General features: G+C 73.6%; 27 protein-coding genes. 14 read left to right on the forward strand and 13 right to left on the reverse strand.

The window, feature by feature from the left end:
* Positions 1-35 precede the first annotated feature (35 nt).
* The 3 genes from ADL34_RS03080 (at position 36) to ADL34_RS03090 (ending at position 2,297) form a co-directional block, all read left to right on the forward strand.
* On the forward strand, positions 36-578 hold the full coding sequence (locus ADL34_RS03080) for a DUF5134 domain-containing protein (protein ID WP_062667915.1): 543 nt from the start codon (positions 36-38) through the stop codon (positions 576-578).
* Positions 579-744: 166 nt separating this feature from the next.
* Positions 745-1,449, forward strand: coding sequence for a phosphatase PAP2 family protein (locus ADL34_RS03085; protein ID WP_062667917.1), 705 nt, complete (start codon positions 745-747; stop codon positions 1,447-1,449).
* Positions 1,450-1,610: 161 nt separating this feature from the next.
* Positions 1,611-2,297: a TetR/AcrR family transcriptional regulator gene (locus ADL34_RS03090; protein ID WP_062667919.1), complete on the forward strand. Its 687-nt coding sequence runs from the start codon at positions 1,611-1,613 to the stop codon at positions 2,295-2,297.
* Here the strand turns inward: ADL34_RS03090 and ADL34_RS03095 are convergent.
* Positions 2,285-3,781, reverse strand: coding sequence for an LVIVD repeat-containing protein (locus ADL34_RS03095; protein ID WP_062667921.1), 1,497 nt, complete (start codon positions 3,779-3,781; stop codon positions 2,285-2,287). The genes ADL34_RS03090 and ADL34_RS03095 overlap by 13 nt on opposite strands.
* Before the next feature lie 64 nt (positions 3,782-3,845).
* On the opposite strand from ADL34_RS03095, the gene ADL34_RS03100 reads away from it, so the two are divergent.
* On the forward strand, positions 3,846-4,535 hold the full coding sequence (locus ADL34_RS03100; RefSeq protein ID WP_079034134.1) for a DUF305 domain-containing protein: 690 nt from the start codon (positions 3,846-3,848) through the stop codon (positions 4,533-4,535).
* A gap of 30 nt (positions 4,536-4,565) precedes the next feature.
* On the opposite strand, the gene ADL34_RS03105 is transcribed toward ADL34_RS03100, so the two are convergent.
* Positions 4,566-5,018 carry a DUF6214 family protein gene (locus tag ADL34_RS03105; protein ID WP_062667925.1) on the reverse strand — a complete coding sequence of 151 codons (453 nt, stop codon included), beginning with the start codon at positions 5,016-5,018 and terminating at the stop codon, positions 4,566-4,568.
* 199 nt (positions 5,019-5,217) lie between these two features.
* Between ADL34_RS03105 and ADL34_RS03110 the strand changes: the two genes are divergently transcribed.
* Entirely contained in the window at positions 5,218-6,555 is a 1,338-nt protein-coding gene (locus tag ADL34_RS03110) for an NADP oxidoreductase (RefSeq protein WP_062667927.1), read from the forward strand.
* On the opposite strand, the gene ADL34_RS03115 is transcribed toward ADL34_RS03110, so the two are convergent.
* The gene (locus ADL34_RS03115; protein WP_062667929.1) at positions 6,552-6,911 is read right to left on the reverse strand and encodes an ArsR/SmtB family transcription factor; all 360 of its coding nucleotides are present in this window, start codon (positions 6,909-6,911) and stop codon (positions 6,552-6,554) included. The two genes, ADL34_RS03110 and ADL34_RS03115, sit on opposite strands and share 4 nt — an antisense overlap.
* A 149-nt stretch (positions 6,912-7,060) precedes the next feature.
* Here ADL34_RS03115 and ADL34_RS03120 point away from each other — a divergent pair, with 149 nt between their 5' ends.
* On the forward strand, positions 7,061-8,140 hold the full coding sequence (locus ADL34_RS03120; RefSeq protein ID WP_062667931.1) for an NADH:flavin oxidoreductase/NADH oxidase: 1,080 nt from the start codon (positions 7,061-7,063) through the stop codon (positions 8,138-8,140).
* 45 nt (positions 8,141-8,185) lie between these two features.
* Here ADL34_RS03120 and ADL34_RS03125 read toward each other — a convergent pair whose 3' ends face one another.
* Positions 8,186-8,995 (reverse strand): PaaX family transcriptional regulator C-terminal domain-containing protein, encoded by an 810-nt coding sequence (locus ADL34_RS03125; RefSeq protein WP_079034135.1) that lies wholly within the window; start codon positions 8,993-8,995, stop codon positions 8,186-8,188.
* A 75-nt stretch (positions 8,996-9,070) separates the two neighbouring features.
* On the opposite strand from ADL34_RS03125, the gene ADL34_RS03130 reads away from it, so the two are divergent.
* Positions 9,071-10,774, forward strand: coding sequence for a DNA alkylation response protein (locus ADL34_RS03130; RefSeq protein ID WP_062667933.1), 1,704 nt, complete (start codon positions 9,071-9,073; stop codon positions 10,772-10,774).
* Positions 10,775-10,849: 75 nt separating this feature from the next.
* On the opposite strand, the gene ADL34_RS03135 is transcribed toward ADL34_RS03130, so the two are convergent.
* The gene (locus ADL34_RS03135) at positions 10,850-11,437 is read right to left on the reverse strand and encodes a hypothetical protein (protein WP_062667934.1); all 588 of its coding nucleotides are present in this window, start codon (positions 11,435-11,437) and stop codon (positions 10,850-10,852) included.
* 183 nt (positions 11,438-11,620) lie between these two features.
* Between ADL34_RS03135 and ADL34_RS03140 the strand changes: the two genes are divergently transcribed.
* From ADL34_RS03140 to ADL34_RS03155, 4 genes are all read left to right on the forward strand, one after another.
* On the forward strand, positions 11,621-12,763 hold the full coding sequence (locus ADL34_RS03140) for a WD40/YVTN/BNR-like repeat-containing protein (protein ID WP_062667935.1): 1,143 nt from the start codon (positions 11,621-11,623) through the stop codon (positions 12,761-12,763).
* Between the two features lie 73 nt (positions 12,764-12,836).
* Complete coding sequence (locus tag ADL34_RS03145) at positions 12,837-13,514, forward strand: uracil-DNA glycosylase (RefSeq protein ID WP_062667937.1); 678 nt, start codon at positions 12,837-12,839, stop codon at positions 13,512-13,514.
* Positions 13,511-14,521 carry an N-acetylglucosamine kinase gene (locus ADL34_RS03150; RefSeq protein WP_062667939.1) on the forward strand — a complete coding sequence of 337 codons (1,011 nt, stop codon included), beginning with the start codon at positions 13,511-13,513 and terminating at the stop codon, positions 14,519-14,521. The genes ADL34_RS03145 and ADL34_RS03150 overlap by 4 nt, the downstream gene beginning before the upstream one ends.
* A 120-nt stretch (positions 14,522-14,641) precedes the next feature.
* Positions 14,642-15,565: a sirohydrochlorin chelatase gene (locus ADL34_RS03155; protein ID WP_086867996.1), complete on the forward strand. Its 924-nt coding sequence runs from the start codon at positions 14,642-14,644 to the stop codon at positions 15,563-15,565.
* Positions 15,566-15,633: 68 nt separating this feature from the next.
* Here ADL34_RS03155 and ADL34_RS03160 read toward each other — a convergent pair whose 3' ends face one another.
* Together ADL34_RS03160 and ADL34_RS03165 are read right to left on the reverse strand one after the other, a co-directional pair.
* The gene (locus ADL34_RS03160; RefSeq protein ID WP_062667942.1) at positions 15,634-16,686 is read right to left on the reverse strand and encodes a lactonase family protein; all 1,053 of its coding nucleotides are present in this window, start codon (positions 16,684-16,686) and stop codon (positions 15,634-15,636) included.
* A gap of 94 nt (positions 16,687-16,780) precedes the next feature.
* Complete coding sequence (locus ADL34_RS03165) at positions 16,781-18,274, reverse strand: FUSC family protein (protein ID WP_062667943.1); 1,494 nt, start codon at positions 18,272-18,274, stop codon at positions 16,781-16,783.
* Positions 18,275-18,513: 239 nt separating this feature from the next.
* Here ADL34_RS03165 and ADL34_RS03170 point away from each other — a divergent pair, with 239 nt between their 5' ends.
* Together ADL34_RS03170 and ADL34_RS03175 are read left to right on the forward strand one after the other, a co-directional pair.
* On the forward strand, positions 18,514-18,993 hold the full coding sequence (locus tag ADL34_RS03170) for an Lrp/AsnC family transcriptional regulator (protein ID WP_062667946.1): 480 nt from the start codon (positions 18,514-18,516) through the stop codon (positions 18,991-18,993).
* A 19-nt stretch (positions 18,994-19,012) separates the two neighbouring features.
* Positions 19,013-19,699: an HAD family hydrolase gene (locus ADL34_RS03175; RefSeq protein WP_062667948.1), complete on the forward strand. Its 687-nt coding sequence runs from the start codon at positions 19,013-19,015 to the stop codon at positions 19,697-19,699.
* Position 19,700: 1 nt separating this feature from the next.
* Here the strand turns inward: ADL34_RS03175 and ADL34_RS03180 are convergent, their stop codons facing one another.
* Positions 19,701-20,486 carry a LysR family substrate-binding domain-containing protein gene (locus tag ADL34_RS03180; protein WP_062667950.1) on the reverse strand — a complete coding sequence of 262 codons (786 nt, stop codon included), beginning with the start codon at positions 20,484-20,486 and terminating at the stop codon, positions 19,701-19,703.
* Positions 20,487-20,544: 58 nt separating this feature from the next.
* Here ADL34_RS03180 and ADL34_RS03185 point away from each other — a divergent pair, with 58 nt between their 5' ends.
* A complete protein-coding gene (locus ADL34_RS03185; protein WP_062667951.1) occupies positions 20,545-20,937 on the forward strand; it encodes a DUF5997 family protein in 393 nt (130 codons plus the stop codon).
* A gap of 62 nt (positions 20,938-20,999) precedes the next feature.
* On the opposite strand, the gene paaE is transcribed toward ADL34_RS03185, so the two are convergent.
* From paaE to paaA, 5 genes are read right to left on the reverse strand one after another with little or no spacing between them, the layout of a single operon-like run.
* Entirely contained in the window at positions 21,000-22,115 is a 1,116-nt protein-coding gene (paaE, locus tag ADL34_RS03190; RefSeq protein ID WP_062667953.1) for a 1,2-phenylacetyl-CoA epoxidase subunit PaaE, read from the reverse strand.
* The gene (gene paaD, locus ADL34_RS03195; protein ID WP_062667955.1) at positions 22,115-22,624 is read right to left on the reverse strand and encodes a 1,2-phenylacetyl-CoA epoxidase subunit PaaD; all 510 of its coding nucleotides are present in this window, start codon (positions 22,622-22,624) and stop codon (positions 22,115-22,117) included. The genes paaE and paaD overlap by 1 nt, the downstream gene beginning before the upstream one ends.
* Positions 22,618-23,445: a 1,2-phenylacetyl-CoA epoxidase subunit PaaC gene (gene paaC, locus ADL34_RS03200; RefSeq protein ID WP_062667962.1), complete on the reverse strand. Its 828-nt coding sequence runs from the start codon at positions 23,443-23,445 to the stop codon at positions 22,618-22,620. The genes paaD and paaC overlap by 7 nt, the downstream gene beginning before the upstream one ends.
* Positions 23,446-23,455: 10 nt before the next feature.
* Positions 23,456-23,749: a 1,2-phenylacetyl-CoA epoxidase subunit PaaB gene (gene paaB / locus ADL34_RS03205; RefSeq protein WP_055622255.1), complete on the reverse strand. Its 294-nt coding sequence runs from the start codon at positions 23,747-23,749 to the stop codon at positions 23,456-23,458.
* Positions 23,746-24,723, reverse strand: coding sequence for a 1,2-phenylacetyl-CoA epoxidase subunit PaaA (paaA, locus tag ADL34_RS03210; protein WP_062667964.1), 978 nt, complete (start codon positions 24,721-24,723; stop codon positions 23,746-23,748). The genes paaB and paaA overlap by 4 nt, the downstream gene beginning before the upstream one ends.
* Positions 24,724-24,793: the final 70 nt, after the last annotated feature.

Here is a 24,793-nt window from a genome sequence, read left to right on the forward strand (position 1 = left end):
ACGCACTGTCCGGACCGTCGAGCGGGGAGGTGCGCGTGCACGGACCGGCTTCGCCCGGCTGGCTGCTGGTCGCGCTGTGTGCGATCACCGGCGCCTACTGTCTGCTGCGGATGCGCAGCCACGTCGAGGAGCAGCGCCGGGCCGCGGGCGGCGAGGCGCTGATGGGGTTCGGGATGGCCGCGATGGCGGTGCCGGCCGCGGTCTTCACTCCGCCCGGCTGGGCCTGGCCCGTGTACGCGGCCGTGTTCGGCGCCGCGGCCCTGCACGCGCTGTGGTCGGCGCGGGCCGGCGGACACCATCTGCACCACCTGGTGGGGGCGGTGGCCATGGTCTACATGTCCCTGGTGATGGCCGCCGCACCGGGGGGTGGGCACGGCGGGCACGGCGACGCGGGCGTCCCGCCGCTGACGGGAGCGCTGCTCGCCTACTTCACCGGCTATGTGCTGCTGTCGGGTGTCCGGCTGGTGCCGGTCACGGCGGGCGGGCCGGGCGTCGGCTGGGGCGACCGCCCCGAACTGGCGCGCGCCTGCCGGCTCTCCATGGGCATCGCCATGGTCGCAATGCTGCTGACCCTCTGAACGCCCGCCCTGACGCCGGGGACGGCACGCACGGATACGCCGGGCCGCCCTGGGTATGCGGGGATCACGGTGTCCATCCCGGGGCGGCCGGGATCGCCCGCGGCGCGTGCCGTGGACGCCACCCCGGATGCTGGAATCCGCCCCACGAGTCGGCGAGGATCCCCGCATGCCCACCCCGTCCGTCGAGTCCCCGCCCCGCCCGAGTGCCGAGCGCGCGGTGTCCGGCTGGGCGGGCGCGCTCGCCCTCGCCTCGGCGCTGCTGCTGGCCATGGTCGCTTTCCGCTGGCACCCGCTGATGAGCCTGGACGGCACGGTCGCGGACACCACACACCGCTGGGCCGTCGGCGACCCCGGGCTGACGCATGTCTTCCGCATCCTGACGGACTGGGTGTGGGACCCGTGGACCATGCGGTTCGTGACCTTCGCGGCCGCGATCTGGCTGGTGTGGCGCCGCGCGGCCCGCTGGACGGCCGTGTGGCTGGTGGTCACATGTGCGGTGGCCACACTGGTCCAGCAGACACTGAAGGCCGCCGTCGACCGGTCCCGCCCCACCTGGCCCGACCCCGTGGACTCCGCCCGCTTCGCCGCCTACCCGTCCGGGCACGCGATGACGGCGACGGTGGTGTGCGGCCTCCTGCTGTGGCTCCTGCACCGGCACGGGACCACCGGCCCCGTGTGGCGCACGGCGGTCGCCGTGGCGGCCGTGTCCGTGATCGGCGTGGGACTGACCCGGGTCTGGCTGGGCGTCCACTGGGCCTCGGACGTGGTCGGGGGCTGGCTGCTGGGCGCCCTGGTGGTGGCGCTGGCGGTGGGAGTGGATCTACGCCGGTCCCGAGACCGTGCGGAGCGGCCCGGCGAGGCGCTCTCCTGACGCGGGGCGGCGTGGACGCCGCACCCGAAGCTGCCGAGCCCGCCCTGGACGATCCCCCGCGTCGCCCAGGGCGGACGACATGGCCCGGTCCGGCACGGCGGTGCCGGACGGGACGTGCTGAGTATAGTTGGCTGGCAGCCAGTCAACGCAGGAGTTACAGGATGTCCCCGCGCAGCGCCTCGGTCAATGAAGAGTTGCGGCGGCGTTCCCGGGAGCGGCTTCTGCAGGCGGCGGTGGAGCTGGTCGGTGAACGCGGCTTCGACGCGACCACCTTGGGCGACATCGCGGACCGGGCCGGATCGGCGCGCGGACTGGTGTCGTACTACTTCCCGGGCAAGCGCCAGCTGGTGCAGTCGGCCGTGCACCGGCTGATGCACCGGACGTTGGAGGAGGCGCTGGAACGCGAGCCCCGCACCGAGGACGGCCGGGAGCGGCTGGCCCGTGCCGTCGACGCCGTCCTGGGCCTGGCGCGCGACCGGCCGGTGCTGATGCGCCAGCACATGGCGGGCATCCTGCAGGCGGAGGGCTTCGTGCAGTGCCCGGAGCAGCGGCGGCTGGCCGAGCTGCTGCGGGAGACCTGTGAGCGGTACGGCTCGCGGGACGTCGACACGGACTATCCGATGCTCCGCGCCCTGCTGATGGGCGCGGTCTTCGCGGCCCTGGTGCCCGGCGTGCCGATGCCGGTGCCGGTGCTGCGCGCGGAGCTGTTCAAGCGCTACCGGCTGGACTGGGAGATGGGTGTCCCGCCGGACGCGGGAGCCGCTTCCGGCGGGACGTGCGAGCAGGATCTGTCGCGGTTCTTCGCGACCGGGGGCGAGCCCGGCCGCCCGGAGAGTCAGTCGAAGTAGTCGGGCTGGGTCTGGACGTTGAGTTCACGCAGGTGGACGCGGCGCGCCGGGTCGGTGCGGCGGTCGTCGAGCTTCAGGACGTCGAGTCCGCGCTCGATCTCGTTGGAGTAGATGTAGCCGTTGTAGTAGTACGCCGACCACGAGCCCGCGATCTGCAGGGTGTCCGTGGTCAGGGGGCCGCGGTCGAAGTAGGCGATCTCCTTCGGGCGCTCTGAGTCCGTGAAGTCCCAGACCGAGAGGCCGCCCTGGTACCAGGCCTGAACCATGAGGTCCTTGCCCTTCACGGGGATCAGGGAGCCGTTGTGCGCCACGCAGTTCTCGGTGCCGGCCTGATGCCGGGGGATCTTGAAGTAGCTGCGGAAGACCAGCTTGCGCTTGTCGCCCTTGCCGACGATGTCGTAGATGCCGTCGGCCCCGCGGTTCGGCCCGATCTCCGCGTTGCAGGTGGCCGCGCCGCCACCGCCGAGCTCGTCGGTGAAGACGACCTTGTTCGCCTTCTGGTTGAAGGTCGCCGAGTGCCAGAACGCGAAGTTCACGTCGTCCCGGACCTGGTCGATGACCTTCGGGCGCTCCGGGTTCTTGATCGACATCAGGATGCCGTCGCCCATGCAGGCGCCGGCCGCCAGGTCCTTGGACGGCAGGACCGTGAGGTCGTGGCAGCCCGTGGTCTTGCTGACGCGGCCGGGCGTGCCGGGGTTGCCGCCGCCGTCCGGGCCCTCACCGGGGAAGAGCACCGGGAAGTCGATGACGGCCGCCTTCTGCGGTGCGTGGCGCGGCACCTTGATCACGGAGATGCCGTCGTGCGGCGGCCGGCAGTCCGGGTAGGAGGCGTCGGGCGAGTACGAGGAGACGTAGATGTAGACGTTCTTGCGCTCGGGCACGAGCGTGTGGGTGTGCGAGCCGCACGCGGTCTCGACGGCGGCGACGTACTTCGGGTTGCGCTTGTCCCTGATGTCGAAGACCTTCATACCCTCCCACGAGGACTTCTCGGTGGCGGGCTGGGTGGTGCTGTTGCAACTGCTGTCGCTGCGCGAGGAGTCGGTGGACAGGAAGAGCAGGTCGCCGGAGACGGAGATGTCGTTCTGCGAGCCGGGGCACAGGACCTGCGCGACGGTCTTCGGCGCCTTCGGGTTGCTGATGTCGAAGATGCGGAAGCCGTCGTAGTTGCCCGCGAAGGCGTACTTGCCCTGGAAGGCGAGGTCGGAGTTGAGGCCCTTGAGGCTGTCCTTGGGGACGTTCGCCAGGTGCCGGATGTTGGCAGAGTGGACGATCTCGTTCTGTCCGGGTATTCCGCCGTCCTTCAGCGCCTTGCGCACCTCGGCCCGGGTGTTCTCCGAGACCTTCTGTCCCTGGGCGGGGCCGTCCCCGGGGTCGGGGGTCGCGGTCGCCGGCTGCGCGGTGAGCAGGGCGCCCAGGAGTCCGGCGGCGACGGCCACGACTCCCAGGTGTCTGCGGCGGGTTCGGGGATTTCTGAACAGGATCACTGTTTTCCTCCCTCGTGCCGTTCGCACTGGAACGGTTCACGCACGCCCGAGTATCGTCTCAGTCATGCCCATATCAAAAGGGGACCAGGCACATGTGACGCCGACTTCATCGCGCCGGGGCCGTGCCGTCCTGGCCGCGGCCGCCCTCGTGCTCGCGCTCGCGCTCGCCGGCTGCGACTCCGGCAGCGACGCCAAGTCGCCCGACCGGAGCGGGCCTTCGGTGATCGTGCCCGGCGAACCGGGCGAACCCAACAAGGTGCTGTCCGCCGAGGAGGCCGCTCGGCAGCGCTCCGAGGACGACTCCCCCAACTCGGCCGACGTCGACTACGCGCGCATGATGATCCAGCACCATGAGCAGGCACTGGTGATGACCGGACTCGTGCCCGAGCGCGCCGAGTCGGCGAAGGTGAAGAAGCTCGCCGCGCGGATCGCCGCCGCGCAGGGCCCCGAGATCGACGCGATGAAGGGCTGGCTGAAGACCCACGGCAAGGACACGCGGACCGAGGGCCACGAGCACGCGCACACGCCGATGCCCGGTATGGCGACGGACTCCCAGCTCGCGAAGTTGCGCGCCGCGCGCGGGAAGGCGTTCGACGAGCTGTTCCTCACGCTGATGATCACCCATCACGACGGGGCGATCACCATGGCCACGGACGTGAAGGCCCAGGGCAACAACATCCAGGTCGAGGAGATGGCGGACGACGTCGTCGCGCAGCAGACGACCGAGATCTCCCGGATGCGGGACCTGCTCTGACGCGGCCGGCCGCCGCGGGCCCGGCGGGCGTCAGCGGCGCGCGCGGCGCGGTGGCAGGAACCCCGCGTCGCGTGCCTGCCCGATGAGCCGCAGCGACCGGCGCCGGCTGTGCCCGGTCGCGCCCATCACCGCGAGAACGGGGTCGGCGCCCCGTTCCTGGGCGTGGCGGTACTCCCGCGCGACCAGCCACTGCCCCTCGACGCCGAGCGGCCACTCCGGGCGCGCCCGGCTCGCGGAGCCGTCGGCGCCCCGGCCCGTGACGCCGCACGCCTCGGAGAGCGGATCCTCGATCCAGTCGGCGAGCGCCGCGAGGTCGTCCAGCGAGAGCGCCGGTACGGCCCGGACGTCCTCCAGGTAGACGCCGCCGTCGCCGACCACGGCGACGGCGTCCACGTGTGCGCCGTCACCGAACTCCAACCGGACACCCAGCCACGAGGTGGCTCCGGCGCCGTCCCGCACTTCCCACGCGGGCCACACGGACACGGTGCCGTCTGTCGCACAACGATCGGAAAGATTAAGAAAGGATGCTTCCAGCACACACGCAACGTAACCGCATGATCACATTCCATAACGAACGAACACGCTCCCCGCGCGCGGGACAGCACCCTGTCAGCGGAGCGGCGGCGGTGCGATGCTGGAGTCCAGAGCGACTCCCGACCTTCCATGACCGAGGAGTTCCGCCGTGCTCAGGATCGCCGTCGTCGGTTCCGGCCCCAGCGGGTGCTACACCGCCCAGGGGCTCGTCCAGCAGCACCCCGGCGCGCTCGTCGACGTCCTGGACCGCCTGCCGTGCCCGTACGGTCTGGTGCGGTACGGGGTGGCCCCGGACCACGAGAAGATCAAGTCCCTGCAGAACACCCTGCGCTCGGTGCTGGAGCACGAGCGGGTGCGGTTCCTCGGCGGGGTCCCGGTCGGCCCGGAGGGCGTGCCGGCCGCGCGGCTGCGGGAGCTGTACCACGCGGTGGTGTACTGCGTGGGCGCCGCCACCGACCGGCACCTCGGGATCGCGGGCGAGGACCTGCCGGGCAGCTGGTCGGCGACCGAGTTCGTGTCCTGGTACAGCGCACATCCCGACGCCGCCGCCGAGGGGTTCCTGACCGGGGCGCGCTCGGCGGTGGTCATCGGCGTCGGCAATGTCGCGGTCGACGTGACCCGCATGCTGGCGCGCGGCGCCGCCGAACTGAGCCCCACCGACATCCCGCACGCCGCGCTCACCGCCCTCGCGGCGAGCAGGGTCTGCGAGATCAGCATGGTGGGCCGGCGGGGCCCGTCGCAGGCCCGTTTCACCACCAAGGAACTGCGCGAACTGGGCACGCTGCCGGACACCGAGGTCACCGTGGACCCGCGGGAGCTGGCGATGGACGCGGCCTGCGCCGAACCCGGCTCGCTGCCCGCGCCGCAGCGCCGCAACGTGGAGGCGCTGCGCGACTGGGCCGGGACCCCGGCGCGGACGGCCCGCCACCGCATCCGGCTGCGTTTCTTCCTGCGCCCCGTCGAACTCCTCGCCCGTGAGGGCCGGGTGGGCGCGGTGCGCTTCGAGCGGACGGCGCCCGACGGGGCGGGCGGCGTGCGGGGCACCGGCCGGTTCGAGGACGTGGAGGCGCAGTTGGTGCTGCGGTCGGTGGGCTATCGCGGAGTGCCGCTGGAGGGGCTGCCGTTCGACCCGGCGACCGGCACGGTCCCGCATCGTGCCGGCCGGGTGCTGCGCGACGGGGCGGTGGCGCCGGGCGAATATGTGGCCGGCTGGATCAAGCGCGGGCCGACGGGTGTCATCGGCACCAACCGGCCGTGCGCGAAGGAGACGGTCGCCTCGCTGCTGGCGGACGCCGCCGCGCTGGAGCGCCGACCGGTGCCGGACGAGCCGGTCACGGCCCTGCGGGCGGCCGGGATCGACCCGGTGCGGTGGGAGGGCTGGCGCGCGATCGAGCGGGCGGAGGCCGAGCTGGGCGCGTCGCTCGGCCGGGGCACGGTCAAGCTGCCCGACTGGCAGTCACTCATGGACGCGGCGCAGAGGTTCTAAAGACCGCTCTCGCCGAGCCGCGCGGCCTGGCGGCCGGCCGCGTCCAGGAGCGCGTCGAGCAGTCCGGGGAACAGGCCGTCAAGGTCGTCCGTACGCAGGCCGTTCATCTTGGCCGTGCCCCGGTAGATCTGCCGGATCACACCGCTCTCGCGCAGCACCCGGAAGTGGTGCGTGGTCGTGGACTTGGTGACGGGCAGGTCGAAGTGCGAACACGAGAGCTCCTGCCCGACGGTCGCGAGCTCGCGCACGATCCGCAGCCGCATCGGGTCGGACAGGGCGTGCAGCACGCCCTCGAGGCGGATCTCCTCGCGCGCCGGGTGCGGCAGGTCTCGGCTGCTGACGGCGGGGCTGGTCACGGCGGCTCCAGTTCGTCGGGTCCCCTGACGCGGTTTCCCTCACTCGGTTCCGGGCCATTGTACGAGAACCCTCGTAGTTTGACATCCACCGTACTACGATGCCTATCGTACGAGTCGACCACCGGCCCCGTGACGAATGGAGTCCCGCCGTGAGCGCGCTCTTCGAGCCCTACGCCCTGCGCGACCTGACGATCCCCAACCGCGTGTGGATGGCACCGATGTGCCAGTACTCGGCCGCGCCGGAGGGCCCCGACAAGGGCGCCGCCGGGGACTGGCACTTCGCGCACTACGCCGCCCGCGCGACCGGCGGCACGGGCCTGATCCTCGTCGAGGCCACCGCCGTCCACCCCGACGGCCGGATCACCCCGTACGACCTCGGCATCTGGAACGACCGCCAGGTCGCGGCGCTGCGCCGGATCACGGACTTCCTGCGCACGCAGGGCACCGTGCCGGGCATCCAGCTCGCCCACGCCGGGCGCAAGGCGTCGACGGGACGCCCCTGGGAGGGCGGCAGGGCGGTGGGACCGGACGCGCACGGCTGGCAGCCGGTGGCGCCCAGCGCGATCGCCTTCGCCGAGGAGTCCCCGGTGCCGAGCGAGCTGACCGTCGCCGAGATCCAGGACGTCGTACGGCACTTCGAGGAGGCCGCCCGCCGGGCCCTGGCGGCCGGCTTCGACGTCGCCGAGATCCACGGCGCGCACGGCTACCTGCTCAACGAGTTCCTCTCCCCGCACTCCAACCGCCGCACCGACGCGTACGGCGGCTCCTACGAGAACCGCACCCGGCTCGCCCTGCAGGTGGTGGACGCCGTACGCGCCGTGTGGCCGGACGACAGGCCGCTGTTCTTCCGCATCTCGGCGACCGACTGGCTGGGCGAGGACGGCTGGACCGACGACGACACCGTGCGCTTCGCCGCCGATCTGCACGCGCACGGCGTCGACCTGCTCGACGTCTCCACCGGCGGCAACGCACCGGACGTCCGCATCCCCCTCGGTCCTGGCTACCAGGTGCCGTTCGCCGCACGCGTCAAGGCCGAGACGCCCCTGCCGGTCGCGGCCGTGGGCCTGATCACCGACGCCGAGCAGGCCGAGAAGATCCTCGCGAACGGCGAGGCGGACGCCGTCCTCCTCGGCCGCGAGCTGCTGCGCAACCCGTCCTGGGCACGCCACGCGGCCCGCGAGCTGGGCGGCGCCGTGCACGTGCCCGACCAGTACCACCGGTCGGTCTGACCGGCCCCGGGCGGGGCGGCCCGTGGCCGCTGCACGGCGGCCCGCCTAGTCTGCGCCGCCGGCGTTCTCCTCGGTACGCGCGCGTGACGCCTCGCGGAGGCGCCCGTCGCCCCGCGCGCGTGCCTCGCCGGCCACTTCCCGCCGGTACCGCGCGTACGCCGCCCGCAGCTCCCCACCCGGCCAGCCCTCCGGGAGGAGCCCCGGCGGCAGCACCGGGTCCGCCAGCAGATGCCGTACGACCGCCGCGAAGGCGGTGAAGCGCGCGGAGGGATCGTCCGCGCGGGAGACGTGATCGAGCAGGGCGTGGCCCGTGGCCGCCCAGGCGTCCAGGTCCCACAGGCGGGCGGCCAGGTCGCGGGGGGCGGTCTCGGGCCGGGAACGGTAGCGCTGGGCGACGTCGTCGAGGGCGGTGGGCAGGGGGCGGCGCAGATTGGCCGGGCGCAGCCAGACGCCCTCCCGCAGTTCGCCGAGACGGAGCCGGGTCAGCTCGGCGCGCAGTTCCGCGCGGTCGGCCGGGTCGCGCCCGGTCGCCGTGATCACGACCATCTCCCAGTCGCCGTCCCAGGTCAGGGTCTCCGGGTGGACGGCGTCGTCCTGCCGGCGCTGCCGTTCGAGGAGCCGGTCACTGAGGGCGTGGACGGAGTCCGCCCGGCGCAGGTCGCCCGCGGCCACCATGCGGCTGAGCGCGGCCCGCAGCGTGGTGCCCGCGATCCCGAACGGCTCGACGGCGCGCACCAGTTCCCGGACGGGCAGCTCCGGTGGGTGCAGGCCCAGCAGGAGGCTCAGGACGACCGACCGGGCGGACAGCGGGCGCAGTGCCAGGCCCTCGTCCCGCCGTGCCGCGTTCTCACCCATGGCCAGGTACCTTACGTGCCGGCGCTTCTTATTGCAGTATTGCTGCGACCGTAGAAATGCTGCAACACTGGCGCCATGGTCTCGACACCCGCGCAGGAGCAGCCCGTGGACCCGCAGGACCGGTCCGGGCCGTACGCCACCCACGACGTGTCCAACCAGCCCCCTCCCCTGGCCCCGTACGACGCCTCGCTGGACACCGCGCTGCTGGAGGGCCTGCGGCGCGAGGGCGCCGGCTGGGCGGAGGCGGACATCCGGCGGCTCGGCCTGCGGGCCGGGAGCGCCGAGGGGCAGGAGTGGGGCGAGCTGGCCAACCGCCACGAGCCCGAGCTGCGCACCCATGACCGGTACGGCCACCGCGTCGACGAGGTGGAGTTCCACCCGAGCTGGCACCACCTGATGCGGGTCGCGGTCGGCGAGGGACTGGCGGGGGCGCCCTGGGCGGACGACCGGCCCGGCGCGCACGTCGCCCGGACCGCGGGCGGACTGGTGTGGGGGCAGACGGAGGCGGGCCACGGCTGTCCGACGTCGATGACGTACGCGGCCGTCCCCGTGCTCCGCCGCCAGCCGGAGCTGGCCAAGGTCTACGAGCCGCTGCTGACCAGCCGGGAGTACGACCCCGGCCTGCGCGTGCCGACGGAGAAGCGGGGACTGCTCGCCGGCATGGGGATGACGGAGAAGCAGGGCGGCTCCGACGTCCGCACGAACACGACGACGGCGTGGCCGTCCGCCGAGCCGGGCGTGTACACGCTGCGCGGCCACAAGTGGTTCACCTCAGCCCCGATGTGCGACGTCTTCCTGGTGCTCGCGCAGGCTCCCGGCGGCCTGTCCTGCTTCCTGGTGCCGCGGGTCCTGCCGGACGGCACCCGCAACACCTTCCGTATCCAGCGCCTGAAGGACAAGCTCGGCAACCGCTCGAACGCGTCCTCCGAGCCGGAGTTCGACGGAACGGTGGCGTGGCTCGTCGGACCCGAGGGGCGGGGCGTCAAGACCATCATCGAGATGGTCAACTGCACCCGGCTGGACTGCGTGATGTCCTCGGCGACGCTGATGCGCAAGACGCTCGTCGAGGCCGGCCACCACGTGCGCCACCGCAGCGCGTTCGGGGCGCGGCTGATCGACCAGCCGCTGATGCGCAACGTCCTGGCCGACCTGGCGCTGGAGTCGGAGGCCGCGACGACACTGACGCTGCGGCTCGCGGGTGCCGCCGACCGGTCGGTGCGCGGCGACGCCCTCGACGGCACGGCCGGCAGCGAGACGGCGTTCCGCCGGATCGCCACCGCCGTCGGCAAGTACTGGGTGACGAAGCGGGGACCGGCGTTCACCGCGGAGGCCCTGGAGTGCCTGGGCGGCAACGGCTACGTCGAGGAGTCGGGCATGCCCCGCCACTACCGCGAGGCGCCGCTGCTGTCGATCTGGGAGGGCTCCGGGAACGTCAACGCCCTCGACGTGCTGCGGGCGTTGAGCCGCGAGCCGGAGACCGCCGACGCGCTCTTCGGTGAACTCGCCCTGGCGCACGGCGCGGACGCCCGGCTGGACGCCTCCGTCAGCCGTCTCAAGGCCGAGCTGGCCGCGGGGTCCGAGGCCGGCGCCCGGCGTCTGGTCGAGCGGATGGCCCTGACCCTCCAGGCCGCGCTGCTGGTCCGGCACGCCCCGGCGGCGGTCGCCGACGCGTTCTGCGCGACCCGGCTCGGCGGCGACTGGGGGCACGCCTTCGGGACGCTCCCCGACGGCGCGGACGTCGACGCGATCCTGGCGCGGGCCCTGCCGGACGGCGCCTGAGGGCCCTGCCCCTCGTCGGTAGGGCCGTGCCCGTCGTCGGTCGGGCCCGTTCCTCGACGGCCCCACGGGCGGCCGTCACCAGGTGGCGCGCCCGCCCCAGTACGGGCCGAAGCGGGCCCACTCCCGACCCCACCACTCGATACGGCGGCTCTCCAGACGGGTGCGCAGGGCGCGGCCCGCGGCGAACGGGACGGCGGCCGCGCACAGCCCCGCGACGCCGCCCACGAGCGTGGCCCGCGTGTGGGCCTCGGCGGGGGTGGATGGGCGGCCGACCAGGTGGCCGTCCGGGTCCGTCCACACGGTGACCCGGGTGCCGGCCGGGCTGCCGGGGCGGACGCGGACCTGACCGGTCCGCGGGGAGCCGTCCCGCGCGCTCCAGCGGACCTCGGCCCAGACCCGCTCGCCTCCGGAGGCACCCGTCCGCGGCCGCGCCCGGCCCGGCGCGTCCTCGCCGAGCAGGGCCACGACCGGCCGCCACTCGGCCCGTTCGCGGGCCATGCCCCGTTCCACACCGTCCACGGTCGTCAGGGCCGTGCCGACGCCGGTCAGGACCATGCCCGCCCACACGGCGAGCAGGACCCAGGACTCGACGGCGTCGGCGCGGCGCTTGAGCGGATTGCGCCGCCACCGCCACAGCCACACCCTGCGACCACGGAACGCCATCGGCGGCTTCCTCCTCACGAGCGCACGGACGCGGCACGGCGTGCCGGGCCGCTCCCACCCATACGGTTCCGGGCGCCCCGATGCTCACGTCCCCGGGGCCGGACTCGGGCGTGGGACGCGTCGTGCCGAGCGCGTCATCGCCGCTCCGACCTGCGGTGTCGCCCTGCTCGGGGGTGACTGTCAGTGGTGGGGTGCAGACTGACGGGTGTCTGGGACAAAGGCGTCGCGGAGGTGATCGGCATGACCGAGGTACTGCTCGCAGTAGGCACACGCAAGGGCCTGTTCATCGGCCGGAGGCGAGGGGGGACCTGGGAGTTCGACGAGAGTCCGTATTTCAACGCGCAGGCCGTGTACTCGGTCGCCGTCGACACCCGGGGCGAGCGCACCCGGCTGCTCGTCGGCGGTGACAGCTCGCACTGGGGTCCGTCCGTGTTCCACTCGGACGACCTGGGCCGCACCTGGACCGAGCCGGCCCGGCCGGCGGTGAGGTTCCCCAAGGACACGGGGGCGTCGCTGGAGCGGGTGTGGCAGCTGCATCCGGCCGTCGCGGAGCCGGACGTCGTGTACGCGGGCACCGAGCCGGCCGCGCTGTACCGCTCGGAGGACCGGGGCGAGACCTTCGACCTCGTCCGGCCGCTGTGGGAGCACCCGACCCGCTCCAAGTGGGTGCCGGGCGGCGGGGGCGAGGGGCTGCACACGGTGGTCACGGACCGGCGCGACCCGAAGACCGTGACGGTCGCCGTCTCCACGGCGGGCGTCTTCCGCACCACCGACGGCGGCGCGAGCTGGACCCCGTCCAACTCCGGTGTCTCGGCGGTGTTCCTGCCCGACCCGAATCCGGAGTTCGGCCAGTGCGTCCACAAGGTCGCGCAGGACGCGGAGGACGCCGACTGCCTGTATCTCCAGAACCACTGGGGTGTGTACCGCAGCGACGACTCCGGCGGGCACTGGACGGACATCGGCGAGGGCCTGCCGTCCACGTTCGGCTTCGCGGTCGCGGCCCACCCCCGGCGCGGTGGGACGGCGTACGTGTACCCGATCCAGGCCGACTCCGACCGGGTCCCGGCGGACCGCCGCTGCCGAGTCTTCCGTACGGCGGACGCGGGCGGGACGTGGGAGGCGCTGACGGCGGGTCTGCCGCAGGAGGACCACTACGGCACGGTCCTGCGGGACGCGCTGTGCACCGACGACGCCGACCCGGCGGGCGTGTACTTCGGCAACCGCAACGGCGAGGTGTTCGCGTCGGCCGACGACGGCGACTCCTGGCGCCAGCTGGCGTCGCACCTGCCGGACGTCCTCTGTGTCAGGGCGGCGGTGATCGGATGAGCCCGCGAGGCTTACCGGTCACCTCGGGCCACCGCTTGATCGGCGCCGCCCGTACGGCAGTAGGGTGACGCCCGTGGCTCCACGACCCTTGCATGAAATCGTCGAACCGGGCTGGGCGAAGGCCCTCGAACCTGTCGCCGACCGGATCGCCTCGATGGGCGACTTCCTGCGCGCGGAGATCGCCGCGGGACGGACCTATCTGCCGGCCGGACCGAACGTCCTGCGGGCCTTCCAGCAGCCGTTCGACGAGGTGCGTGTCCTGATCGTCGGCCAGGACCCCTACCCGACCCCGGGGCACGCGGTCGGCCTGTCCTTCTCGGTGGCCCCCGAGGTGCGTCCGCTGCCGGGCAGTCTCATCAACATCTACCGGGAGCTGGGTTCCGACCTGGGGCTGCCGCAGCCGTCCGACGGCGATCTGACGCCGTGGACCCGGCAAGGCGTGCTGTTGCTCAACAGGGCGCTCACCACGGCTCCGCGCAAGCCGGGCGCGCATCGCGGCAAGGGCTGGGAGGAGGTCACCGAGCAGGCGATCCGCGCGCTCGCCGCGCGCGGCAAGCCTCTGGTGTCGATCCTGTGGGGCCGCGACGCCCGCAACTGCCGTCCGCTGCTGGGGACTCTGCCGTCGGTGGAGTCGGCCCACCCGTCGCCGATGTCGGCCGACCGCGGTTTCTTCGGCTCGCGCCCCTTCAGCCGGGCCAACGACCTGCTGATCCAGCAGGGCGGCCAGCCGGTGGACTGGCGCCTGCCGTGACCGGCGCCGGGGGCGGTCCGGCGGGCTTCCTCGCGGTCGACTCCGGCGGTTCCGGACTGCGGGTCGTCGTCGGCGAGGCCGGACGCGGTGTGCTCGCCCGGCGGGAGTCGCGCGAGCCCCTGCGGACCGGTGACCGCGGGCTCGACCCGGACCATCTCATGGGTCAACTGGTGCCCATGGTGCGGGCCTTGACCGTCGAGGCCGGGGTGGGCCGGCTCGGCGCGGCCGCCGTCGGGGCGGCGGGGCTCGCCTCCCTGGGGGACGCGCTGCGGGCGGAGCTGCCGGCCGCGCTGGAGCGGGAGTTCGGCATCGGGCGGGTCGCGCTGGCCGCCGACGCGGTCACCGCCTATGCGGGCGCCCTCGGGTCCCGGCCCGGAGCCGTCGTCGCCGCCGGGACGGGCCTGATCGCCGTCGGCACGGATCTGACGGCCTGGCACCGCGCCGACGGCTGGGGGTATCTGCTCGGCGACTGCGGGAGCGGCGCCTGGATCGGGCGGGCCGCCCTGGAGGCGGCGCTGCGCGCGCACGACGGGCGCTCCGGCGGTTCCGCCGCTCTGCTGGCAGCCGCCGAGGAGCAGTTCGGGCCGGCGCGGCAGCTCCCGGGCGCCCTGTATCCGCGTCCGGACCGGGCCGCCGTCCTCGCCTCCTTCGCCCCTCGGGTGGCGGCCTGCGCGGCTGGCGGCGACCCGGTGGCCGTGGAGGTGCTGAGGGCCGCCGCGGGCCATGTGGCGGACTCGGCGGCGGCCGTCTGCCCGCCCTCCGGGACACCCCGGCTCGCGCTCACCGGTGGCCTGTTGAACCTGGGGGCCCCACTGCTCACGCCGCTGGACGAGGAGTTGGCGCGGCGGCTGCCGCACGCGCGGCGCGTGCCGGCCGCCGGGGACCCGTTGCGGGGGTCTGTGTGTCTCGCGACCGACCTGCTCGAAGGGCGGCTCACGCTGCCCGGAGACAGGGCGATGCTCACCGTGACCTGGGGCCCGGCCGTGACAGAGGGCGACGAGGAGTGATCTTCAAGCGCCGCCCCACCCCTCTCTCCACATCACTCAATCCGACAAAAGCGGACGGATACCGCTCACCTGCACCCTCCCCGAACAGGGGAGCCCAGGAAACCAGTAACATGCGGCGCCATGAGCTCCCCCACTGGACCCGCGTCCGGCCTGCCAGTACGAATGCCGCGACCCCGCCAGCCCGGGCGGCACCGCCGACCCGAGCCCCTGGCGGCTCCTGAAGGCGCGCCCGCGCTCGTCCTCGCGGTGCCCGGCACACCGAGTGCCGCCACCCGCGGCCTCGCCGAGGAGGTCGTGAGCATCGCCCGCTCCGAGCTTCCCGGCCTCGACGCCCGCATCGGGTACGTCGACGGTGACGACGGGGAGTTCCCCACGCTCCAGTCCGTGCTCACGAAGGCCGCCGAGGAGCGCACCGCCCGCTACGAGCAGGCCCTCGCCGCGGGTGTCGAGGTCAAGGAGCCGGAGGGCCCGGTCGCGGTGGTCGTGCCGCTGCTCGCCGGTCCGGACAGCGCCCTGCTGCGGGTGATCCGCCAGGCCGTCATGGACAGCCGTGTCGCGGCCGACCTGACCGATGTGCTCGGCCCGCACCCGCTGCTCGCCGAGGCCCTGCACGTGCGCCTGTCGGAGGCCGGTCTGGCCCGCGCCGACCGCGCGCGCCTGTTCACCGTGGCCACGGCCGCGGACGGCATCATCCTGGCCTCCGTCGGCGGTGAGGAGGCCGTGCAGGCGGCCGGCATCACCGGCATGCTGCTCGCCGCGCGGCTCGCCGTGCCGGTGATGGCGGCGGCCCTGGACCAGGAGGGCTCGATCTCGGCGGTCGCCGAGCAGCTGCGGTCCTCCGGTTCGCAGCAGCTGGCCCTGGCCCCCTACCTGATCGGCCCGGAGATCGATGCGGCCCTGATCGAGGAGGCCGCGCGGGAGGTGGGCTGCTCCGCCGCCGAGGCGCTCGGCGCCTACCCGGCGATCGGCAAGCTGGCCCTGTCGCAGTACACGACGGCGCTGGGCATCGCCCCCCAGCAGGCGCAGGGCACTCCGGTGCGCTGACCGCCCCTCGAGGCACTCACGCGGAAGGGCCCGCTCCCCACACCGGGGGCGGGCCCTTCTGCGTACGGTCACACCGTGCCGGGAGCCTCGCCGACGACCACGCAGGACGCTGCGGGCACCGCGACGGACCCCTCATGGCGCGGGAGCCCGGAGTCCGGGTCAACGGAGAACCAGGCGACGTCCCCGGACCGCTCGTTCGCGACGTACAGGACGCCGCCGGACTCGGTGAGCGCGCGTGGCCAGTGACCGGCGCACGGGACGGTGCCGATCAGCCGCAGCTCCTCGCCCTCCACGGCGAAGGCCGACAGCACGTCCTCGCCGCGGGTGGCGACCCAGACGAAGCGTCCGTCGGGCGAGACGGCGATCCCCGACGGGTACGCGTCGCCGGTCGGGGCGTCCACCAGCACGTCGTGCTCCGTGAGCGGCTTCAGGGTGCCGTCGTCGCCGTCCCAGTGGCAGACCGTGACGGTCGGCCGCAGTTCGTTGACGACGTAGGCGTACGGGCGCAGCGGGTGGAAGGCCAGGTGGCGGGGGCCGGAGCCGGGCCGCAGGGCGATCTCGCGGTGCAGGGCGAGGTCGCCGTCGGTAAGGGTGCACACCCGCACCGAGTCGGTGCCGAGGTCGACGCTGACGATCCAGCGGCCGCTCGGGTCCGGCTGGATCTGGTGGGCGTGCGGGCCCTGCTGGCGCGGCGTGTACGGGCCCGAGCCGGTGTGCCGCAGCACGGCGAGCGGGCCATCCGCGAGGGAGCCGTCGGAGCGGACGGGGACGGCGGTGACGCTGCCGGAACCGTAGTTGGCGGTCACGACGTGCCCGTCGTGGAGGGCGAGGTAGGTGGGGCCGTTGGCGTCCAGGGCCACCGGGGTGCCGATCCGTTCCGGGCCGTCGCCGGTCACCCGGTAGGCGGCCACGGCGCCCTCGGCCGTCTCGCTGACGGCGTAGAGGGTGTCCCCGCCGGGCGCGAGGGCGAGGTACGAGGGGTCGGGCACGTCCCGTACGCCGTTCAGCACGGTCAGCGCGCCGCTGTCGGCGGCCACGGCCGCCGTGCTGATGCCCGCGCCTCCGGCGGCCGTGAACGACCCGATGTAGGCCCGTCTCCCCCGCTTGCCGGCGTCTGCCACCGCTGTCCCCTTCCGGTCGGGTGCCGTCCGGCCGACGGTAGCAGTGGATCACTCCGCTCCGGCCGACGCGCGGGTGCGGCGGTCGGGGGAGCCGTTACGCCGCCGCCGCGAGCCGCCGCTCGGATGCGGTCCGCAGGGGGTGCGCGAGCTCGGCGAGGGCGCGCTCCAGGCCGTGCAGGTGGGCCAGGGCGGGGTCGGCCGCCGTCGGCCGGTCGGTGGGGGCGGTGACGTCGGTGCCGCCGGTCAGCGCCTCCACGGCGGCCTCGACGCGCCAGCAGGCGGCGGCGAGGCGTGCGTCGTGCGAGGCCTCGGGGTCGGCGGCGACCGCGGCGAGGCCGCGCACCTCGCAGGCGCAGTCGTCGAGCAGGTCCAGGACGTGGCGGGCGCGCCGCTTGCGGGCCGGCAGGGGGTTCAGCGGGTGCACGAGCGGGGCGACCGAGAGCCGTACGCGGGCGAGGAGCTGTTCCAGCTCGGTGACCCGCCGGGCGGGGTCGGCGCCGTCGTCGCCGGCGAGGCGGGCGGCGGCCTCGGCGGTGGCCGTGTGCACGCAGCGCAGGGCCCGCTGGATCCAGGCGTCCGTGATGGTGTGGGTGGTGACGGGCAGGACGAGGAGCACCGCGAGCACGGCGCCGGCGGCTCCGACGGCCGTCTCGGCGAGGCGCACCGCCAGCAGGGCGGGTTCGAGGACGCCGAGGAGGCCGTAGAGGAGCTCGGCGAGCACCGTGACGCAGAGCATCATCCAGGTGTAAGAGACGGCGGCCGAGTAGAAGATGCCGAAGACGCACACGGCGAGCAGGGCGGCCGTGGGCAGGTGCGCCCCCTCCAGCGGGACGGCGACGAGGAACCCGAGGCCGATGCCGAGGACGGTGCCGAGGACCCGGCGGAAGCCCCGGACCAGGGTCTCGCCGCGCGAGGTGGTGTTGACGAAGACCCACCAGGTGGCGCCGACGGCCCAGTACCAGCGTTCCCCGGACACCAGCTGCCCCACGACCAGGGCGAAGCCGGCGCCGGCGGTGGCCTGGACGGCCTGGCGGGTGGTCACGCGGGCGAGTCCGCGGCCGCCCGGCGGCGCCGGGACGGCGGCCGGGGGCATCCGGCGTTCGTAGCACCACATCCCGAAGCGCACGGCGGCCGCGCTCAGCACCGACAGCAGGACGGCGGCGTACAGCTCGGGCAGCCGGTCCGGGGTCGCGTGCAGGAACTGCGCCACGAAGTAGGTCATGAAGGCGAAGACGCCCAGGCTGTGGCCGCGCGGCCCCCAGCGGCGGGCGTACACGCCGGCGCCGACGACCGCGAGGAAGACGAGGTCGCGGGCGAAGGGCTGGTCGTGCAGTTCGGCCGCCGCCGCGAGGACGGGCAGACCGGCCAGGGGCAGCAGCGCGGTGGTGACGGCCTGCCCGCGCACCGTGGCGTCGGTGACCGTGAACAGGGCGAGCAGCGCGGCGATGCCGCCGGTGACCATGCCGACGAGAGTGTGTCCGGCGAGCCCGCTCACGAGGACCGCGAGCGCGATGCCGAGGACGCCCCGGGCGGCGAAGCGCAGCCGCACCCGTCCCGGGTCCGGCGCGACGAACACCCTCTTCAGCAATGTGAACCCCCTTGTGGCCCGTGTGGCCCTCGTGGTCGGTGGTAGCCCTGTGGCCCCTGGTGGACGGCATGCAAAAGGCGCCGCGGGGACCCGCAGCGCCATCGACCGTCCCATTGCAGCATCACCGGGGCGACTGGCTCAAGCGACCTCCCCTACGCTGGGCCATTGGCACAGACATTTCGGTCCTGACCCGTCCATCGGCGGGCCAACGGACCAGACGACGAGAAAGGCACGCGCCCATGCCCGTGGACGAGCTCGACACCCGCATCCTGCGGCTGCTGCTGGAACAGCCGCGCACCAGCGTGCGCGAGTACGCCCGCATCCTCGGGGTCGCGCGGGGCACGCTCCAGGCCCGCCTCGACCGGCTGGAGCGGGACGGGGTGATCACCGGTACGGCACCGACGCTGTCACCGGCCGCCCTGGGCCACCCGGTGCTGGCGTTCGTGCACATCGAGGTCACCCAGGGGCACCTCGACGACGTGGGCGCCGAGCTGGCCGCGGTGCCGGAGATCGTGGAGGCGTTCTCGATCACGGGCGGCGGCGATCTGCTGACCCGGGTCGTGGCCCGTGACAACGCGCATCTGGAGGACGTGATCCAGAAGCTGATCAGCCTGCCGGGCGTGGTCCGCACGCGGACGGAGGTGGCGCTGCGCGAGCGTGTCCCGCACCGACTTCTGCCCCTGCTGGAGTCGGTCGGGCGGGCGTCGGCCCGTGGATGACCTTTGACATCCTGGGCCCATGAGCGATCTCGGCGGCACTTCGGTCATCTTCGATCTCGACGGAACACTCGTGGACAGCGAGCCCCTCTACTTCGAGGCGGGCCGGCGGCTCCTCGCCGAGCACGGGGTCACGGAGTTCACCTGGGCCGATCACGAGAAGTACGTCGGCATCAGCACGCTGGAGACCGTGACGCTCTGGAAGGACGCCTACGGTCTGCGGGCCGGCGTCGGCGAACTGCTCGCCGCGAAGAACCGCCACTACCTGGACCTCGCCGCCACCGGCATCCGCGTCTACCCGGAGATGCGCGCGTTCGTGGAGCTGCTGGCAGCCGACGGCGTCCCCATGGCCGTCGCCTCGGGTTCGTCCCGCGAGGCCATCACCGCGATCCTGTCCGGCACCAGTCTGGACGGCCGTCTGCGCACCGTCGTCTCGGCCGACGAGGTGAACCGGGGCAAGCCCGCCCCGGACGTCTTCCTGGAGGCGGCCCGGCGCCTGGGCGTGGACCCGGCGGCCTGCGTGGTCCTGGAGGACGCGGCACCCGGTGTGGTGGCCGCACACGCGGCCGGGATGCGGTGTATTGCCGTGCCCTATGTGGCCACCGAGGCCGACACCCCGCAGTTCGCGACGGCGGAGCTGCTGGTGCGCGGCGGTCAGGAGGAGTTCACGGCCCGCTCGGCCTACGCCTGGCTGCGCGGGGCGGCGTAGCTCAGGACCGGCGCCGCGGCTTGCCCCCGCGGCGGTCCCCGCCCTTGCCGCCCTTGGCCCCGCCCGCGGTGCCGCGACGTCCGGCGCCGCCGCCGGCCCTGCCCCGGGCGGCGCCGCCCCCGGACTCGGGGCGCTTGCGCCGGGGCTGCTCCTTGGCCTCCGGGGCCTGCGAGGTCGTACGGCCCCGGGTGCTGTTGACCGTGCGGCCGCGCACCACGCCGATGAAGTCCTCGACCAGGTCGGTGGTCGCCTCCTGCGGCCAGGACAGGGCGACGCTCGACTGCGGGGCGTCGGCCAGGGTGCGGTAGGTGAGGTCCTTGCGGTGGTGGAGGCGGGCCAGCGACTGGGGTACGACGAGCAGGCCGACGTTGGCCGCGACCAGCTCCACGGCGTCCGCGGTGGTCGCGGGCCGTTCGAATCCCGGCCGGCCGGGCGGTCGCTCCCAGCCGAGGACGTCGTCCAGGGGGTGGAAGACCACCTCGTCCGCCAGGTCGTCCATGGTCACCTCGTCGACGGCGGAGATGACGTGGTCCTTGGGGACGACGACCACCGTGGCCTCGGTGTAGAGCGGGATCGCGCTGAAGAACTCCCGGTCGACCGGGAGGCGGACGAAACCGGCGTCGGCGCCGCCGTCCCGCAGCAGCTCGGGCGCCTCGGCGGCGGTCGCCGCGTGGAGGGTGAGGGGGACGTCGGGGAAGCGTTCGTTCCAGATCCGCACCCATTTCGCGGGTGTCACTCCCGGGACGTACGCGAGCCGGAACGAGGAGGGTGCCGCCGAGCCTGTCACCTGGCCAGGTTACCGGCCGTGGTCGGGGGAGGTTCACCCGGTGGATACCCTGGACCCCATGACGTCGCACCACACCACTCAGTCCATGAAGCCCGCCACCGCGGCGAAGAAGCTGGGTGTGTACCTCGAGGCCACCCCCGCCGAGTTCCGGGAGGGCGTGGTCACGCGCGCGGAGCTGAACACGCTCCAGGCCGACCCGCCGCAGTGGCTGCGCGACCTGCGCCGCGACGGCCCGCACCCGCGCCCGGTCGTCGCGCAGAAGCTCGGCGTGTCCATCGCGGGGCTCGCCCGCGGCGGTCTCACCGAGGCGCTGACCACCGAGCAGATCGAGGCCCTGAAGCAGGAGCAGCCCGAGTGGCTGGTCAAGGAACGGGCCACCCAGGCCGAGGTGCGCAAGGAGGTGGCCCGGCTGCGGGAGCGGGACGCCGAGCGGGCCGCGAAGGACGCCTGATCCAGACCTGAACGCGCCCCGGTGACCGCGCGGAGGCGGTCACCGGGGCGCGTCGGCGTTCGTCAGCTGTCGTAGTCCACGGTCAGCGACTCGGAGGCCGGGTACGACTGGCAGGTCAGTACGTATCCGGCGTCGACCTCGGCCGTCTCCAGCGCGAAGTTGCGCCGCATGTCGGCCTTGCCGTCGGTGACGAGGGCCCGGCAGGTGCCGCAGACGCCTCCCTTGCAGGCGAACGGCAGATCGGGCCGGGTGAGCTGGGCGCCGTCGAGCAGGGTCCGGTCCCGGGACAGGGCCGCCGTGGTGGAGCGCCCGTCGAGGGTGATGGTGACCTGGCTGACGGGCCCCTCCGGCCCGGCGTCCACGTGCCGCGCCTCGCGCACGGGCTCGTCGTCGGCGTAGAACAGCTCCTGGTGGACCCGGTCGTCCGGGACGCCGAGGCCGGCCAGGACCCGCTGGGCGTCCCGCACCATGCCGTGCGGTCCGCACAGCCACCAGTGGTCGGCGCTCTTCACGTCGACCAGCGCCTCGACGAGCGTGCCGAGCCGTTCGGCGTCGATACGGCCGGACAGCACCTCGGCCTCGCGGGGCTCGCGGGAGAGCACGTGGGCGAGCTGGAACCGCGCCGGGTACAGGTCCTTCAGGTCGGCGAGCTCGTCGGCGAACATCACCGTGTCGGTGCGGCGGTTGCCGTAGAAGAGGGTGACCGTCGAGCGGTCGTCGGCGGCCAGGACGGACTCGGCGATGGACACCATCGGGGTGATGCCGGAGCCCGCAGCGATCAGCACGTGGTGGCCGGGGGTGCCGAGTTCGGGGGTGAAGGCGCCGGTGGGGGCCATCACCTCCATGACGTCGCCGGGCCGCACGTCGTGGACCAGCCAGGACGAGAACAGCCCGCCGGGCACGACCCGGACGCCGATGCGCGGCCGCGCGCCGACGGGCGAGCAGATCGAGTACGACCGCCGCTCGTCGCGCCCCTCGATCTCGCGCCGCAGCGTCAGCGACTGCCCGGGGGCGAAGGCGAACTCCTCGGCCAGCTCGTCCGGGATGTCGAAGCCGACGGCGACCGCGTCCGAGCACAGCGGCTGCACGGCCGCGACCCGCAGCCGGTGGAAGGCCGGACGGCGGCGGACGCGCGGGCGGGGCGCGGCGGCCGTCTGTGCTTCCGTGAGGCCTTCCATCAGATCTCCTTGACGTACTCGAACGGCTCTGCGCAGGCGCGGCAGCGCCACAGTGCCTTGCAGGACGTGGCGGCGAACCGGGAGGTCTCCTCGGTGTCCGCCGAGCCGCAGCGCGGGCAGGCCACGGTGTGCCGGGTCGGTGACAGCACGAGCGGGACGGGGCCGCCGCGCGGCGCGGGGCCGGGCGGGGCGATGCCGTGCTCGGCGAGCTTGGCGCGGCCGGCCTGGGTGATCCAGTCGCTGCTCCACGGCGGGTCGAGCACGGTGCGGATCTCCACGCGTGGGTATCCCGCCGCGCGCAGCCGCGCCGCCACGTCCGCCCGCATCTCGGCCATCGCCGGGCAGCCGGAGTAGGTCGGGGTCAGGCTGGCGACGACCGTGCCGTCCTCGGTCGTCTCGACGTCCCGCAGGACGCCCAGGTCGGCGAGGGTGAGCATGGGCAGCTCGGGGTCCGGCACCTGGGCGGCGATGTGCCGGGCGCGCCGGGCGTCGAGGAGGGTCGTCACCATGTCGCCTCCGGGTGCGCGCGGGCGATGCCCTGCAGCTCGGCGAGGAGCGGGGCGAGGTGCTCGGTGTGCTCGCCCTCGCGTCCGCAACCGGGCAGCGGGCGGTACACGGGCATGGGCAGACCGGCCGCGTCGGTGACCTGCTTGAGGTCGGCGACGACCTCCCGCCGCACGTCGAACGCGGTGAACAGCTCGCCCAGGTAGGGCGCCACCTGTTCCTGCGCGCGACGCATACGGCGGTGGGACTCGTCGGTGCCGTCGCCGAGGCGGACCGCCCACTCGGCGGCGTACTGCCGGTGGTAGCGCAGCTCCTTGGCGCCCTTCGCGGCGATCGCCGCGAGCACCGGGTCGGGGTGGGACGCCAGCCGCTCGAAGTGCGCGAGCCTCCAGCTGGACAGCACCAGCAGCCGGACGATCGTGAACGCGAAGTCGCCGTTGGGCAGTTCGGCGAGGCGGACGTTGCGGAAGTCGGCGGCGTCGCGGAAGTAGGCGTACGCGTCCTCGTCGCGTCCGGTTCCGTCGGTCTGGCCGGCGCGGGAGTAGAGCAGCCGGGCCTGGCCGAGCAGGTCGAGGCCGATGTTGGCGAGCGCGACCTCCTCCTCCAGCTCGGGGGCGCGGGTGACCCACTCCCCCAGGCGCTGTGCCGAGACGAGCGCGTCGTCGCCCAGCGCGACGCACAGGGCGGCCAGCGCGGCGGCGTCGACGTCGTCCGGGACGGTCGTGTCCACGCCGTGCAGCGGGTCCTCGAAGCCGGTGCCGTAGGCCCAGCGGGTGTCGTCCTCGTGTCCCTCGGCGAGGGTCAGGTAGACGTGGTCGTCACTCATGCCCTCTCCTTCAGATGTGGGGGACGTCGTCGGGGATGTCGTAGAAGGTGGGGTGGCGGTACACCTTGTCGGCGCTGGGCTCGAAGAACGGGTCCTTCTCGTCGCGGGTGGAGGCGGCGATGTGCTCGGAGCGCACGACCCAGATGCTGACGCCCTCGTTGCGCCGGGTGTACAGGTCGCGGGCGTGGGTCAGCGCCATCCGGTCGTCGGCGGCGTGCAGCGAGCCGACGTGGACGTGGTTCAGTCCGCGCTTGCCCCGGACGAACACCTCGTACAGCGGCCAGTCCTGCTTTCCGGTGCTCATGCCACCGCTCCCTTCTCCGCGCGGGCGGCCTGTTTGGCCGCGTGGGCGGTGGCCGCCTCCCGCACCCAGGCGCCCTCTTCGTGGGCGCTCCTGCGTCGTTCCATCCGCTGCTCGTTGCACGGGCCGTCACCCTTGATGACCCGCATCAGCTCGTCCCAGTCGGGGGTGCCGAAGTCGTGGTGGCCGCGCTCGGCGTTCCAGCGCAGCTCCGGGTCGGGCAGGGTGACGCCGAGCTTCTCGGCCTGCGGGACCGTCATGTCGACGAAGCGCCGGCGCAGCTCGTCGTTGCTGTGCCGTTTGATCTTCCAGGCCATCGAGCGGGCCGAGTTGGGCGAGGAGTCGTCGGGTGGGCCGAACATCATCAGGGAGGGCCACCACCAGCGGTTCACCGCGTCCTGGACCATCTCCCGCTGGGCCTCGGTGCCGCGCATCATCGTCATCAGCAGCTCGTAGCCCTGCCGCTGGTGGAAGGACTCCTCCTTGCAGATCCGCACCATCGCGCGCGCGTACGGCCCGTAGGAGCTGCGGCACAGCGGCACCTGGTTGCAGATCGCGGCGCCGTCCACGAACCAGCCGATCACGCCGACGTCGGCGAAGCTCATCGTGGGGTAGTTGAAGATCGAGGAGTACTTCTGGCGGCCCTCGATGAGCCGGTCGGTCAGGTCGGCGCGGTCGGCGCCCAGGGTCTCGGCGGCCGAGTACAGGTACAGACCGTGACCGGCCTCGTCCTGCACCTTGGCGAAGAGGATCGCCTTGCGGCGCAGCGAGGGCGCCTTGGTGATCCACTCGCCCTCCGGCTGCATGCCGATGATCTCCGAGTGGGCGTGCTGCGCGATCTGCCGGATCAACGTGTTGCGGTAGCCGTCCGGCATCCAGTCCCGCGGCTCGATGCGCTGGTCGCGCGCGATCGTCGCGTCGAAGTGCTCCTCAAGCGGCCCTTGTGGGGGCGCCTCGGTGGAGTGTGAGGTCGTCATCGCTCCCGCTTCCCAACCGACCATTCGTTCGGTACCAGTGTGACGTGTTTCGCTGAGCGGAGCAAGACCC

This window comes from Streptomyces sp. NRRL WC-3605 (assembly GCF_001509795.1).
In the GTDB taxonomy this organism is placed as follows: domain Bacteria; phylum Actinomycetota; class Actinomycetes; order Streptomycetales; family Streptomycetaceae; genus Streptomyces; species Streptomyces viridochromogenes.